This is a genomic window from Gammaproteobacteria bacterium, from assembly GCA_037388465.1.
Lineage (GTDB): Bacteria > Pseudomonadota > Gammaproteobacteria > SpSt-1174 > SpSt-1174 > JARRKE01.
Genome location: JARRKE010000029.1, coordinates 22273 through 33709 on the forward strand (window position 1 = coordinate 22273; position 11437 = coordinate 33709).

The 11437-nt window shown below is 62.8% G+C and carries 12 protein-coding genes and 1 pseudogene; 8 read left to right on the plus strand and 5 right to left on the minus strand.

Annotation, left to right across the window (positions count from 1 at the left end; all coding sequences use genetic code 11):
- Window positions 1-199: 199 nt before the first annotated feature.
- Complete coding sequence (locus tag P8Y64_07805; GenBank protein MEJ2060376.1) at window positions 200-604, minus strand: hypothetical protein; 405 nt, start codon at window positions 602-604, stop codon at window positions 200-202.
- Window positions 605-868: 264 nt separating this feature from the next.
- Between P8Y64_07805 and lptD the strand changes: the two genes are divergently transcribed.
- The 3 genes from lptD to pdxA are packed head-to-tail and all read left to right on the plus strand — an operon-like array spanning window position 869 to window position 5392.
- Window positions 869-3064: an LPS assembly protein LptD gene (gene lptD, locus P8Y64_07810; GenBank protein ID MEJ2060377.1), complete on the plus strand. Its 2196-nt coding sequence runs from the start codon at window positions 869-871 to the stop codon at window positions 3062-3064.
- Window positions 3048-4400, plus strand: a complete 1353-nt coding sequence (locus P8Y64_07815; protein MEJ2060378.1) for a peptidylprolyl isomerase — start codon at window positions 3048-3050, stop codon at window positions 4398-4400. Before lptD ends, P8Y64_07815 begins: the two co-directional genes overlap by 17 nt.
- Before the next feature lie 2 nt (window positions 4401-4402).
- Window positions 4403-5392 (plus strand): 4-hydroxythreonine-4-phosphate dehydrogenase PdxA, encoded by a 990-nt coding sequence (pdxA, locus tag P8Y64_07820; GenBank protein MEJ2060379.1) that lies wholly within the window; start codon window positions 4403-4405, stop codon window positions 5390-5392.
- Window positions 5393-5401: 9 nt separating this feature from the next.
- On the opposite strand, the gene P8Y64_07825 is transcribed toward pdxA, so the two are convergent.
- Window positions 5402-6424 carry a glycosyltransferase family 2 protein gene (locus P8Y64_07825; GenBank protein MEJ2060380.1) on the minus strand — a complete coding sequence of 341 codons (1023 nt, stop codon included), beginning with the start codon at window positions 6422-6424 and terminating at the stop codon, window positions 5402-5404.
- A gap of 447 nt (window positions 6425-6871) precedes the next feature.
- On the opposite strand from P8Y64_07825, the gene P8Y64_07830 reads away from it, so the two are divergent.
- A complete protein-coding gene (locus P8Y64_07830; protein MEJ2060381.1) occupies window positions 6872-7228 on the plus strand; it encodes a cytochrome C in 357 nt (118 codons plus the stop codon).
- 76 nt (window positions 7229-7304) lie between these two features.
- On the opposite strand, the gene P8Y64_07835 is transcribed toward P8Y64_07830, so the two are convergent.
- Complete coding sequence (locus P8Y64_07835) at window positions 7305-8249, minus strand: lysylphosphatidylglycerol synthase transmembrane domain-containing protein (protein ID MEJ2060382.1); 945 nt, start codon at window positions 8247-8249, stop codon at window positions 7305-7307.
- A 47-nt stretch (window positions 8250-8296) separates the two neighbouring features.
- Window positions 8297-8953 carry a lipoyl(octanoyl) transferase LipB gene (lipB, locus tag P8Y64_07840; protein ID MEJ2060383.1) on the minus strand — a complete coding sequence of 219 codons (657 nt, stop codon included), beginning with the start codon at window positions 8951-8953 and terminating at the stop codon, window positions 8297-8299.
- Window positions 8954-9025: 72 nt separating this feature from the next.
- On the opposite strand from lipB, the gene P8Y64_07845 reads away from it, so the two are divergent.
- Window positions 9026-9658 carry a DsbA family protein gene (locus P8Y64_07845; protein ID MEJ2060384.1) on the plus strand — a complete coding sequence of 211 codons (633 nt, stop codon included), beginning with the start codon at window positions 9026-9028 and terminating at the stop codon, window positions 9656-9658.
- On the opposite strand, the gene phoU is transcribed toward P8Y64_07845, so the two are convergent.
- Complete coding sequence (phoU, locus tag P8Y64_07850; protein ID MEJ2060385.1) at window positions 9642-10361, minus strand: phosphate signaling complex protein PhoU; 720 nt, start codon at window positions 10359-10361, stop codon at window positions 9642-9644. The genes P8Y64_07845 and phoU overlap by 17 nt on opposite strands.
- A gap of 159 nt (window positions 10362-10520) precedes the next feature.
- On the opposite strand from phoU, the gene P8Y64_07855 reads away from it, so the two are divergent.
- From P8Y64_07855 to P8Y64_07865, 3 genes and pseudogenes are all read left to right on the plus strand, one after another.
- Window positions 10521-10778, plus strand: a complete 258-nt coding sequence (locus tag P8Y64_07855) for a PfkB family carbohydrate kinase (protein MEJ2060386.1) — start codon at window positions 10521-10523, stop codon at window positions 10776-10778.
- Window positions 10779-10864: 86 nt separating this feature from the next.
- Window positions 10865-11137 (plus strand): annotated as a pseudogene (locus P8Y64_07860) (secondary thiamine-phosphate synthase enzyme YjbQ).
- Window positions 11138-11139: 2 nt separating this feature from the next.
- Window positions 11140-11437: S-methyl-5-thioribose-1-phosphate isomerase (locus P8Y64_07865; protein ID MEJ2060387.1), on the plus strand; the 298-nt coding region annotated here is incomplete at its 3' end.

Below are 11437 nucleotides of genomic sequence, written 5' to 3' on the forward strand. Positions count from 1 at the left end.
GGCCACGGTCAGGAAGAAGGTGGCGCCGAAGAAAAAGGCCGTAGCCAAAAAGAAGGCCACGGTCAGGAAGAAGGTGGCGCCGAAGAAAAAGGCCGTAGCCAAAAAGAAGGCCACGGCCCGGAAAAAGGCGACCGGGCGCCGCCGCTAAGCCCGGCCCGATCAGGCGGAGTCGCGGTATGGCCGCGCCTCCGCCATACTGCTAGCGCTTACACAGCGGCCTGTCGTCCTCGTTCTCCACGGCGGTCACGATGGAGTCGACCAGTTCCTGGATTTCCGTGGAAGAGAAGGCCTGCATCAACCGGTTCATCATCTGCGGCTTGAGGGGTGCGTAAACGGTACGGCCGTTGTTGAGGCCGATGGTCAGCGCCGTGACGTGCTGCTCGTCCGGATCGCCTCCCTGCGCCAGCATGTCTTCGTACTCGCCCATCAATTCTTCGTAAAAGCTGTCGATGGCATCGTCGGTGGTTTCGTCCAGATCATCCGGCACGCGCACGATCGGCTCGTCGAGGCTGTCCTTGCGGGTCTCGTAGGCAATCCCCCGCTCCTTGAGGAATGCGATAAACCGGTCCATCGAGGGCTCGTAAAAAAAGATGTACTCCAGCATGATCTCGGACTCCCTTGATTGATCCGGAATCAACATCAATCAAATAATGAACAATCGGCGATCGAAACGAGGTCAAAAAACGATCAAGCGTGCGGCGCACCACCCGCTCGTTGACCAGGGTCCCGATCGATTCGGGGCGGCAGTGTAACACCGGCGCGGACAAATACCGTCTCGGGGCAGGAAACCACTCCCGTTACTCGTTACACTCTACGCCTTCGACAAACCGACCGACTGCATGTTTTCCAACACCTACCGTCACAAGCCGTGCCGCGCATCCGCCTCCTGATCCTGATTCCGCTGCTCGCCTGCGCCGGACAGGTCCAGGCGCAGACCGCACCTGAAAACCGCTGGCTGTTGTGCGGCCAGCCGGAAACGCTGCCCCCGCTGCCGCCCCTAAGCGGCGACCCGCAGGCCATTTATCTGACGGCGGATCATGCCAATCTGGACCCCAAAGGCATGTCCCTCCTGCAGGGCAACGTGCTGCTGCGCCGCGGGGACCAGCAATTGCGTGCGGATCAGGTTCACCTCGACGCGCGCTCGCAGCAGATCACGGCCACGGGCGAGATCATGTTGCGCGATTCCAACCTCATGCTGCGCAGCAAGAGCATCAGCTACAACCTGAAAAGCCAGGAAGGCTCCCTGGGCCAGACGAGTTACCTCTACGGCCCGGAACACGCCCACGGGCAGGCGAGCGAGGTGAAGCGGGAAGGGCCGGGACTGACGGTGCTGCGGGAGGCCAGCTATACCACCTGCAACCCAGGCCACGAGGATTGGCTGCTGACCGCCGGCAAGGTTCGCCTGGATCAGCAATCCGGCACGGGGACGGCGCGCAATGTGGTGCTGCGGTTCAAACACGTGCCCATTCTGTATACGCCGTGGATCACCTTCCCCATCGACAGCCGGCGCAAGAGCGGACTGCTGCCACCCAGCATCGGCACCTCGGGCAACAACGGCACCGAGGTGAGAATCCCCGTCTACCTGAACCTGGCCCCCAACTACGACGCCACGGTCGCGGCCCACTACATGGGCCTGCGCGGCACCCAGCTGCAGACCGAATTCCGTTACCTGACCCGGCACAACCGCGGATCGATCTACTACGAGGATCTGCCCCAGGACCAGCAGACCAAGACCGAACGTTCGCTGCTCAACTTCCATGACATCGGCCATTACGGCTCGCACTTCCGCAGTGCGCTGATTTACAACGGCGCTTCCGATTCCAATTATTTCCAGGACTTCGGTACCTCGCTCAGCCTGGCGAGTACGCAATTCCTGGAGCGGCGCGCCGATCTCACCTATCAGACCAGCGCCTGGAGCCTGCTGACCCGGGCCCAGGCCTACCAGACCGTGGATTCGACCATCCTGCCTGCGGACCGGCCTTACCAGCGCCTGCCCCAGCTGCTGTTCCAAGGCGGACTGCCGGATCAGGCCGGCGGGCTGGACTACCATCTGCGTACGGAGTGGGTACAGTTCGTACGCCCCGACAGCCTGCAGGGCAGCCGCCTAGACGTCATGCCGACCATCAGCCTGCCGCTTTCGGGCAGCTCGTGGTTCTTCAAACCGGCGGTGAAATACCGCTACACGGGCTACCAGCTGGACAAGCCGGTCAGCGGCTACGACACCCGCACCCCGAACCGCAGCCTGTTCACCTCCAGTCTCGATACCGGATTGATCTTCCAGCGCCGCGCCTGGGGCAACACCTACCAGACGCTCGAGCCGCGCCTTTATTACGTCTACACCCCCTACGTGGATCAGGCCGATCTGCCGGTATTCGACACGGGACTGGCGTATTTCGACTTCGGCCAGCTGTTCCAGGACGACCGCTTCATCGGCGCCGACCGGGTGGGCGACGCCAACCGACTGACGGCCGCCCTCACCACCCGCCTGCTCTCCGGCAGCAACGGCCGCGAACTCCTGCACGCCAGCATCGGTCAAATCAGTTACTTCAGCGATCGCAAGGTCACCCTGCCCGACCAGACGGTGGAGGCGCGTGCACGCTCCAACCTGGCTGGGGAACTCGGCGCCCATTTCGGCGACTATTGGCAGGCCAGCGGCAGCATCCTGTGGAATCCGTACACTGACCAGTCCGAACAGGGCACCGCCCGCATCGGCTACGACAAGGACGACGCGCACATCTTCAACCTCGCCTACCGGTATCTGCAGAACGACTTCGAACAGACAGATTTGAGCTTCATCTGGCCGGTCACGGCGCGCTGGCGCACCGTGGGCCGCTGGAACTACTCCTTGAAAGACAAGCGCGATCTGGAGACACTGGCCGGTTTGCAATACGACAGTTGCTGCTGGGCGGTGCGCATCGTGGCACGCCGCTACGTGACGCCCACCACCGGCAAATACAATGACGCGGTCTACCTGCAACTGGTCCTGAAGGGGCTCGGCGCCCTCGGCGACAACATCGACAGCGTCCTCAAACAAGGCATACAGGGTTATGAAACCAATTATTAATCTCCTTCTGCTCACCCTGCTTCTGGGCTTCGGCACGGTCCGGGCCGCGGACCAGGGCGCGCCGGCGGCGGCCGGCACGCCGCCCGCCCAGCCGATGCAGTTGCTGGACCGCATCGTGGCGGTGGTCAATGACGGCGTGATCACCCAGAGCCAGCTGCAGCGCCAGGTGGAACTGGTCCAGAAGGAACTGGGGCCGAACGCCCCGCCGCAGGCGGCGCTGGAACGCCGGGTGCTGCAGCAGCTGATCTCGCAAAGCATCCAGTTGCAGCTGGCCAAGCGCAACGGACTGGTGGTGGACGACGTGCAGCTCAACCAGGCCATGCAGAACATCGCCGAAAAGAACAACATGACCCTGAACCAGTTCCACGACAAACTGGTGGCCGAGGGGGTCGACTACAACTATTTCCGCGACCAGATCCGCAACCAGGTGATCATCAGCCAGTTGCACCGGCAGCAGATCGCCAGTCAGGTGCATGTCACCGACCAGGAAATCAACGACCTGATCGCCAACGAAAACGCCTCCATCGAACCCAACGCCGAATACCATCTGGCGCAGATCCTGATCACCATCCCCGACGGCGCCAGCCCGGAACAGATCAAGCAGGCCCATGACAAGGCGGAGATGGTGCGCGACAAGCTGCTCAAGGGGGACGACTTCGCCAAGCTGGCCGCCGAATATTCGCAGGGACAGAACGCCCTCAAGGGCGGCGACCTGGGCTGGCGGCGCGCGGCCCAGCTGCCGCAGATCTTCGTACGCAGCGTCGCGCTGATGAAACCCGGCGACATCAGCAAGCTGATCCGCTCGCCGTCCGGCTTTCACATCGTCAAGCTGATCGACAAACGGGGCGTGAAGCAGGTGATGGTCACCGAGACCCACGCGCGTCACATCCTGATCAAGGCCGACGCGCTGACCAGCAGCGAGCAGGCGCGCGCCAAGCTCGAATCCCTGCGCAACCGCATCGTGGACGGCGGCGCCAGCTTTGCCGCGCTCGCAAGGGCGAATTCCGACGACAAGGGCTCGGCGGCCAAGGGCGGCGACCTGGGCTGGGTGACGCCGGGGGAACTGGTGCCCCAGTTCGAGAAGGTCATGAACAGCCTGGCGCCGGGCCAGATCAGCGAGCCGTTCCGCACCCAGTACGGCTGGCACATCGTGCAGGTGCTCGGACGCCGCAAAGTGAACAACACCAACGCCCTGATCCGCGACCGCGCCCGCCAGTACCTGTTCCAGCGCAAGGTGGAAGAAGCGACCCAGCTGTGGCTACAGCGCCAGCGCGACGACGCCTATGTCGACATCCTGGTTCCCAGCCTGAAACCACAGGACGGCCAGCCGGGTTAGGCATGAAACCGCTCGCGCTCACCCCGGGGGAACCGGCCGGCATCGGCCCGGACATCGTCGCGGAGGTGGCCCAGTACGCGGGGCCCGCGCCGCTGGTCGCCGTGGCCGACCCCGACCTGTTGCACGAGCGCGCGGAAAAACTCGGACTGGCGCTGGCCACGCCGCTGTACGATCCGGCACAGCCCCCCGCACGCCACGAAGCGGGCGTGCTGCCGGTGCTGCCGGTGGGGCTGCTACAACCGGCACGCCCCGGGCACCTCGACCCCGCCAACGCCGGCTACGTACTCGAGACCCTGGACCGGGCGGCGGAAGGCTGCCTCTCAGGCCGCTTCGCGGGGCTGGTCACCGCGCCGGTACACAAGGGCGTGATCAACGAGGCCGGCATCCCCTTCAGCGGGCACACCGAATATCTGGCCGCGCGCTGCGGCGGCCAGCACCCGGTCATGCTGCTGGCGGCGGGCAACCTGCGGGTCGCCCTGGCGACCACCCATCTGCCGCTGCGCGCGGTGCCGGACGCCATCACCCCCGCCACGCTCGAACAGGTGCTGCATATCCTGGATCACGACCTGCGCCTGCGTTTCGGCCTCACGCGCCCGCGCATCCTGGTGTGCGGCCTCAACCCGCACGCCGGCGAGGGCGGCCACCTGGGCCGCGAAGACATGGACATCATCGCTCCCACGCTGGAGATGCTGCGTGCGCAGGGGCTGGACCTGATCGGCCCCCTGCCCGCCGACACCCTGTTCACACCCCGACACCTGGACGGTGCGGACGCCGTGCTGGCCATGTATCACGATCAGGGATTGCCGGTGCTCAAGCACGCCGGCTTCGGACGCGCGGTGAACATCACCCTCGGCCTGCCCATGATCCGCACCTCGGTGGATCACGGCACGGCGCTGGAACTCGCCGGCACCGGCCGCGCCGAGACCGGCAGCCTGATGGCCGCCATTACCCTGGCGACGGAGATCGCCGCACGCGCGGCCGGCGGGCAGTAAAAACCGGATTCAGGCGGCAGCCGGCGCTTTCCAGGCGGCATCCTCGGCGATCTCGAGGGCCTGGCGGTTGCGCACGGTGTAGGCGCGGTGTTCGCTGGAGAGGTAGTAGATGCGGGTCAGCATCTCGCTGATGATGCCGATGCTCAGGAACTGGGCCGACATCAGCACCAGTAGCACGCCGGTGATCAGCAGCGGACGGGTGCCGATGCTCTCGCCCAGCAGCTTGAGAATGAACAGGTAGCCCAGGGCGGCACCGCCCAGGGCGCCGAAGACCATGCCGACCAGACCGAAGAAGTGGCCCGGCCGCGCGTTGTAGCGCATGAAGAAGAACACCACCAGCAGGTCGAGCAGCACGCGGAAGGTGCGCGAGATGCCGTATTTCGAGGTGCCGCGGGTGCGCGGGTGATGCGCGACCACCTCTTCCTGAATGCGCTCCGGCTGGGTATAGGCCGCCATCCACGCCGGGATGAAGCGGTGCATCTCGCCGTACAGGCGTACCTGGCGGATCACGTCGCCGCGGTAGGCCTTCAGCGAGCAGCCGTAATCGTGAATGCGTACACCGGTGATGCGTCCGATAAGGCGGTTGGCGATGCGCGACGGAATCTTGCGCATCATCAGCGTGTCCTGGCGGTTCTTACGCCAGCCCGCAACCAGGTCGAGATCCTCGTTGAGCAGGCGCGCCACCAGACGCGGGATATCCTCCGGATCGTTCTGCAGATCGCCGTCCAGAGTGACGATCACATCGCCGCGCGCCGTGTCGATACCGGCCTGCATGGCGGCCGTCTGGCCGAAGTTGCGCTGCAGATGCACCACCCGCACATGGGCGCCGTATTCCCGCGCTGTCGTATCCAGCGCGGGCGCGGTGCCGTCGCGGCTGCCGTCGTTCACCAGGATCAGCTCCCAGGGATGCGCATATTCCGCCAGCGCCTCATGCATGCGCGCGACCAGCGGCGTGACGTTTTCGACCTCGTTGTACAGTGGGATGACGACGCTGAGGCGATGCGGCGGGAGATCGTATTCGGCTGGGGACATGATCCTGATCAAGTTTTATGTGCAGCGGGCATGATACTAATCCGACCCCCGACAAAGCTACATTCAGAGCCCCACAGAGAATCCGGATCAAGGCGCGGTGCGCAGGGAATGGCGCGTCCTTGCCAAGCAATGCAACGCAGAACCGGATTTTCCGGGGGGTTCCCGAAGGGCGAGCCTGCGAACGATGTTGCGGGTCTTCCACGGCAGCAGATCGTGTGCCGGCATGCCAGACGGATCGAGCGCGCTGCGGCTCGCTGAATGCGGTTTTGTCGGGGGCCGGGTTGGTCAGTCATCTTCCCCGGCGACGTCCCCGCGGATTGCTGACGGGGGCACCCGAGACTAATATGCACAGGGTCATAAGGGTCGGATGAACGATATCCACCCGGCTTGGTCGGATTTGGAGACTTCCGGACCTTATAAAGACTTCCAACAGAGGAGACATTCAGCATGTCCAAAAAAGTAATCGCCGCCGCGATGGTCGCAGCGCTCGGCCTGGGCGCCAGTTCCCTGGCCAATGCCGCCGATATCAAGGCCATGATGCAGGAGCATGGCTGCTTTGCCTGCCACGCGGACGCCGCCAAGATCGTCGGCCCCGCCTACGGCTGGATCGCCTACAAGTACAAAGATAAAAAGGGTGCGGTGAAGATGCTCGCCGACAAGATTCGCGCCGGTGGCGCCGGCGTCTGGAATGCCTACACGGGTGGTGTGCCGATGCCTGCCCATCCGCAGATCTCCCTGGCCGATGCCGAAGCCATGGCGAAATGGGTCCTCTCGCAGCCCGCTATCAAGCCGCCGGCTCAGTGACCTGCTCGTAAAGGGTAAGGGGTGAGGCGAAAAACCGCCTCGCCCCCATCCCTTACTTACGGCTCAAGCCCTTAGCTCAGACTTTTCCTTTTACCGCCATCGCCGGGCGCGGCAGAAAGCTGCCGAGCAACGCCCCCAGCCCCATCGCCACCAGCAGAAACAGGTGCAGGTTGACCGCACCGCGCAGCGCCTCGCCCGGGGCCACCCCCAGCAGGGCCATGCCCGCCACCACCCCGGCCTCGTAGGTCCCCAATCCGGCGGCGCTGTGGATCGGCAGGGCACTGGTCAGATCGCCGCCCAGGGCCCCCATCCAGCCCTGTGCCGCCCCCACACCAAGCAGATCGACCAGAATCAGCGCGAAGGCGTACAGCTTGAGCCCCCAGTTCAGGGCGCTCAGCAGCCAGACCCAAAGCACGTCGCCGAACCGCGCGGGCACGGTCTCGACCAGCGCCGTCAGGGCGCCGCGCACACGCCCCGGCGACAGCCGCTCGAACAGGCCCAGCAGGCGGTCACGCAGGCGCACCAGCGGGATCGGCACCACCAGCCACAGCCCCAGCAGGGCCGCCCCGCCCCGCCATCCCAGATAAAATCCGCCAAAGACCAGCACGCCGTAGGCCAGCAGGCTGTGCAGGTCCAGCACCCGGAACCACAGCAGCGCGGGCACCGAGGCGCGCGCCTCGACCCCGAAATAGCGCCCCATCAGCACGGGAAAGCTCACCTCGCCGGTACGCAGCGGCAGCAGGTTGTTGAGAAAGTTGTGGTAGAGCATCAGCTTCAGGCAGCCAAGCCAGTGGCCTGCCAGAGCGGGACGGAAATGCAGGTACAGGCGCTGCGCGCGCACCGCGTAGCTGGCGAACACCAGCAGCAGGGCGCCGAGGGCGGTCAGCCAGCTGATCTCGCGCCAGGCGGCCAGCACCCGCGCCCAGCCCTCGACGTACTGGACGAGAACGATGAACGCAGCGGCGATCAGCCAGGGCAGGATGCGGTTCAGAAAGATACGCACGGGGCCGGTGGTGTCCATGGACGCAAGCCGGCGAGGTTAGCGGAAATCCGGGCCGCGCGCAGCCCTCAGGGCCGGGCGAGCCGGCGCTGCAGAATGCGGACCAGGGCGTCGGCGGCCGTCTGCCAGTCGAGCCTCACGCCCAGGTCGCGCAGCTGCGTCACCGGCAGTCCTTCGTAGCCGCAGGGATTGATGCGGGAAAACGGCTCCAGGTCCATATCCACGTTGAAACTGAGGCCGTGATAGCTGCAACCGCGCCGGATGCGCAGGCCGAGGGCGGCGATCTTGGCGCCGTCGACGTACACGCCGGGGGCATCCGCCCGGGCAGCGGCGTCGACGCCCTGTTCCGCAAGCAGCTCGATCACCGACTGCTCCAGCAGCGTCACCAGGGCGCGCACCCCGAGGCCGCGCCGTTTCAGGTCGAGCAGCACGTAAACCACCACCTGCCCCGGCCCGTGGTAGGTCACCTGCCCGCCCCGGTCCACCTGCACCACCGGGATGTCGCCGGGCGCCAGCACATGCTCGGGGCGCCCGTTCAGGCCCAGGGTGAAAACCGGCGGGTGCTCGACCACCCACAGGGCGTCCGCCGTTTCCGGCGTGCGCCGCTCGGTGAAATCGCGCATGGCGTGCCAGGTCGGCTCGTAGTCGCACAGGCCCAGCCACTCGACGTTCAGAGACGAGCGGTCTTCCGCAGGACGGGGCGCGTGCGTGAAATCGGGAGGCATGGGCAACTGCGATCTGGTTTCCGGGGTGGCGTCTATACTTTAAGACAATCGTATGAATCGAGCGACTTGATCATGAGCGAACCGATCCGAATCAGCGTCTTTATCGACTATATCTGTCCGTTCTGCTTTATCGGCAGCCGCCGGCTGCTGGCCCTGCGCGAGGACTACAACCTGCAGATCAACTGGTGCCTGGTGGAAATCCATCCGGAGACGCCGGCCGCGGGGATGCCCGTGGAGGACCTGTCCTACACCCCCGATCAATGGCAGGCCCTGAACCGGTCCCTGAACGAACTCGCAAACGAGGACGGACTGAGTTTGCCCGAACGCCGCTTCACGGCCAACTCCCACCCGGCCCTGCTGCTCGCCGAAGGCGTCAAGCACCTCGATCCCGGGCATTTCTACGCGCTGCACACGCGGTTATTTGAGACGTATTTTCTGGACGGCGAGAACATCGGACAGCGCAACGTACTCGACGCGCTGGCGAATGACTGCGGGATTTCGGAGCAGGTGCGCGAAGCGGCCTGGAACGACCCCGAGTTCGAACGCCACCTCGAGGTGTATCGTCAGCTGGCAGGGCGTTACGGGGTTCGCGGCGTGCCCACCTACGTGCTGCCGGATCAGGTGATCCCCGGCGTCGCCTCACGCGAGGCGCTCATCGCCGGACTGGGCGTCCGGCGCCAGGACGGGGTCAGCCGCGGGCCTTGATCTCTTCTTCCATCTGCTCAATCGAGGTGTGGCGCACGTCCTTGCCGCACACCATGTAGACCACGTATTCGCAGATGTTCTTGGCGTGATCGCCGATACGCTCCAGGGCGCGCGCGCACCACATGATGTCGATGGCCCGGCGCACGTTGCGGGGGTCTTCCATCATGTGGGTGATCAGCTGGCGCAGCATGGACTCGTATTCCGTGTCGACCTTGGCGTCTTCCTGCGCCACCTTGAGCGCATCGTCCACGTCCATGCGCGCAAAGGCGTCGAGCGCATCGTGCAGCATCTGACGCACCTGCTCGCCCAGGTGGCGAATCTCCGCATAGGAATTGCGCGTGCTCGACTGCGAGGCCAGCCCCGCGGCGAGACGACCGATCTTCTCGGCCTCGTCGCCCATGCGTTCCAGATCGGTGATGGTCTTGATCACCATCATGATCAGGCGCAGGTCGCCTGCGGTCGGCTGACGGCGGGCGAGGATATGGGCGCATTCCTCGTCGATCTCGACCTCCAGGGAATTGACCTGGTAGTCGGCGGTGGCGATGTCGTCGCCCAGTTTGCTGTCTCCGGTCACCAGCGCGTGAATGGCGTCTGCGATGTTCTTCTCGACCACCCCGCCCATGGCCAGCACCTTGTTGCGCAGCTCTTCCAGCTCTTCGTTATACTGCTGGGAAATATGCTGTGAGATGTCGTTCTTCTGCATGTTCGAAGATCCTCATTCCAATGTGGCTGCGGGTGCCCTCCGCCAACCGCGGATTATAAACGGGGATTTGTTACATTTCTGTAACCTCGGTTCCGGACAATCCCATTAATCAGCTCTAGCATTGCATCATGCCCGATACCGCACCCTGAAGATAAGCAAGTGCACATTCCGGTTGCTAAAATTAATAAACATGGTGATCCCACCGGAGTAGGAGATGCTTTCCGGGCGGGTTTACTGAAGGGATTAGGTGGCAAGCTTAGTTGGGAAGAAGCTGGCCGTCTGGGTAGTCTGGCAGCTGCCTATGTATTGGAAGCTGACGGTCCTCAGAGTCATAACTATACCCTGAAGAATTTTTTAAAAAGATATATTGACAATTTCGGGGAATCCAAATCAGTAACAGCAGTTCTTGCCGGTTAAAGGCAAATAATAATTAATAATTTTGTTTAACGTGTAAAAAGCAAAAATCAATAAACCAATAATGTTGAATTATTTAAAATTTTGCAGTGACTACTATTGAATTCGAACCCGGACTTTTAAAAGATCTTCCCGAAGCTTTGGAGAAATTTGCCCCTTCCGGAAAACAATATTACCATGATGCCACCTGGGGGGATGGGAATGGAAATTCCCATGTACGGGCAGCAATTCTGGGAGGCTCTTTTACCGTTCCTTTTAAAGATGCAACTCTCCTGCTTGGTACCTGGCAACAGATTGTGGTGATTGACTGTGATAATCGGACCCGGCATCGGAAGATCGTTGTACAAATAATGGGGAAATAACTATGCCGGTTGAAACTATTGCCTGGAAGAATAATAAAATAAGACTCATAGATCAGAGTAAGCTGCCGGAAGAACTCATTTACAGGGATATCGATGATATTGAAACCTTGGGGGAAGCGATTAAAAGTTTACGAATCAGAGGAGCACCTGCTATCGGTATTGCCGGAGCTTTGGGTATTGCTTTAGCTGATTATAATTATTCGGGTAATAGTTCGAAGGGATTATGGGAGCAAGAGCAAAAAGCTGGTGATTTTTTAAGAAAGACCAGACATACAGCAGTGAATCTTATCTGGGCTCTGG

What these genes read in the sequence shown, in the direction of transcription:
- P8Y64_07815 (MEJ2060378.1), top strand. Translation starts at nt 3,048, where the DNA reads ATGAAACCAATTATTAATCTCCTTCTGCTCACCCTGCTTCTGGGCTTC.
- P8Y64_07835 (MEJ2060382.1), bottom strand. Translation starts at nt 8,249, where the DNA reads ATGGACACCACCGGCCCCGTGCGTATCTTTCTGAACCGCATCCTGCCC.
- pdxA (MEJ2060379.1), top strand. Translation starts at nt 4,403, where the DNA reads ATGAAACCGCTCGCGCTCACCCCGGGGGAACCGGCCGGCATCGGCCCG.
- P8Y64_07825 (MEJ2060380.1), bottom strand. Translation starts at nt 6,424, where the DNA reads ATGTCCCCAGCCGAATACGATCTCCCGCCGCATCGCCTCAGCGTCGTC.
- P8Y64_07845 (MEJ2060384.1), top strand. Translation starts at nt 9,026, where the DNA reads ATGAGCGAACCGATCCGAATCAGCGTCTTTATCGACTATATCTGTCCG.
- P8Y64_07830 (MEJ2060381.1), top strand. Translation starts at nt 6,872, where the DNA reads ATGTCCAAAAAAGTAATCGCCGCCGCGATGGTCGCAGCGCTCGGCCTG.
- lipB (MEJ2060383.1), bottom strand. Translation starts at nt 8,953, where the DNA reads ATGCCTCCCGATTTCACGCACGCGCCCCGTCCTGCGGAAGACCGCTCG.
- P8Y64_07805 (MEJ2060376.1), bottom strand. Translation starts at nt 604, where the DNA reads ATGCTGGAGTACATCTTTTTTTACGAGCCCTCGATGGACCGGTTTATC.
- phoU (MEJ2060385.1), bottom strand. Translation starts at nt 10,361, where the DNA reads ATGCAGAAGAACGACATCTCACAGCATATTTCCCAGCAGTATAACGAA.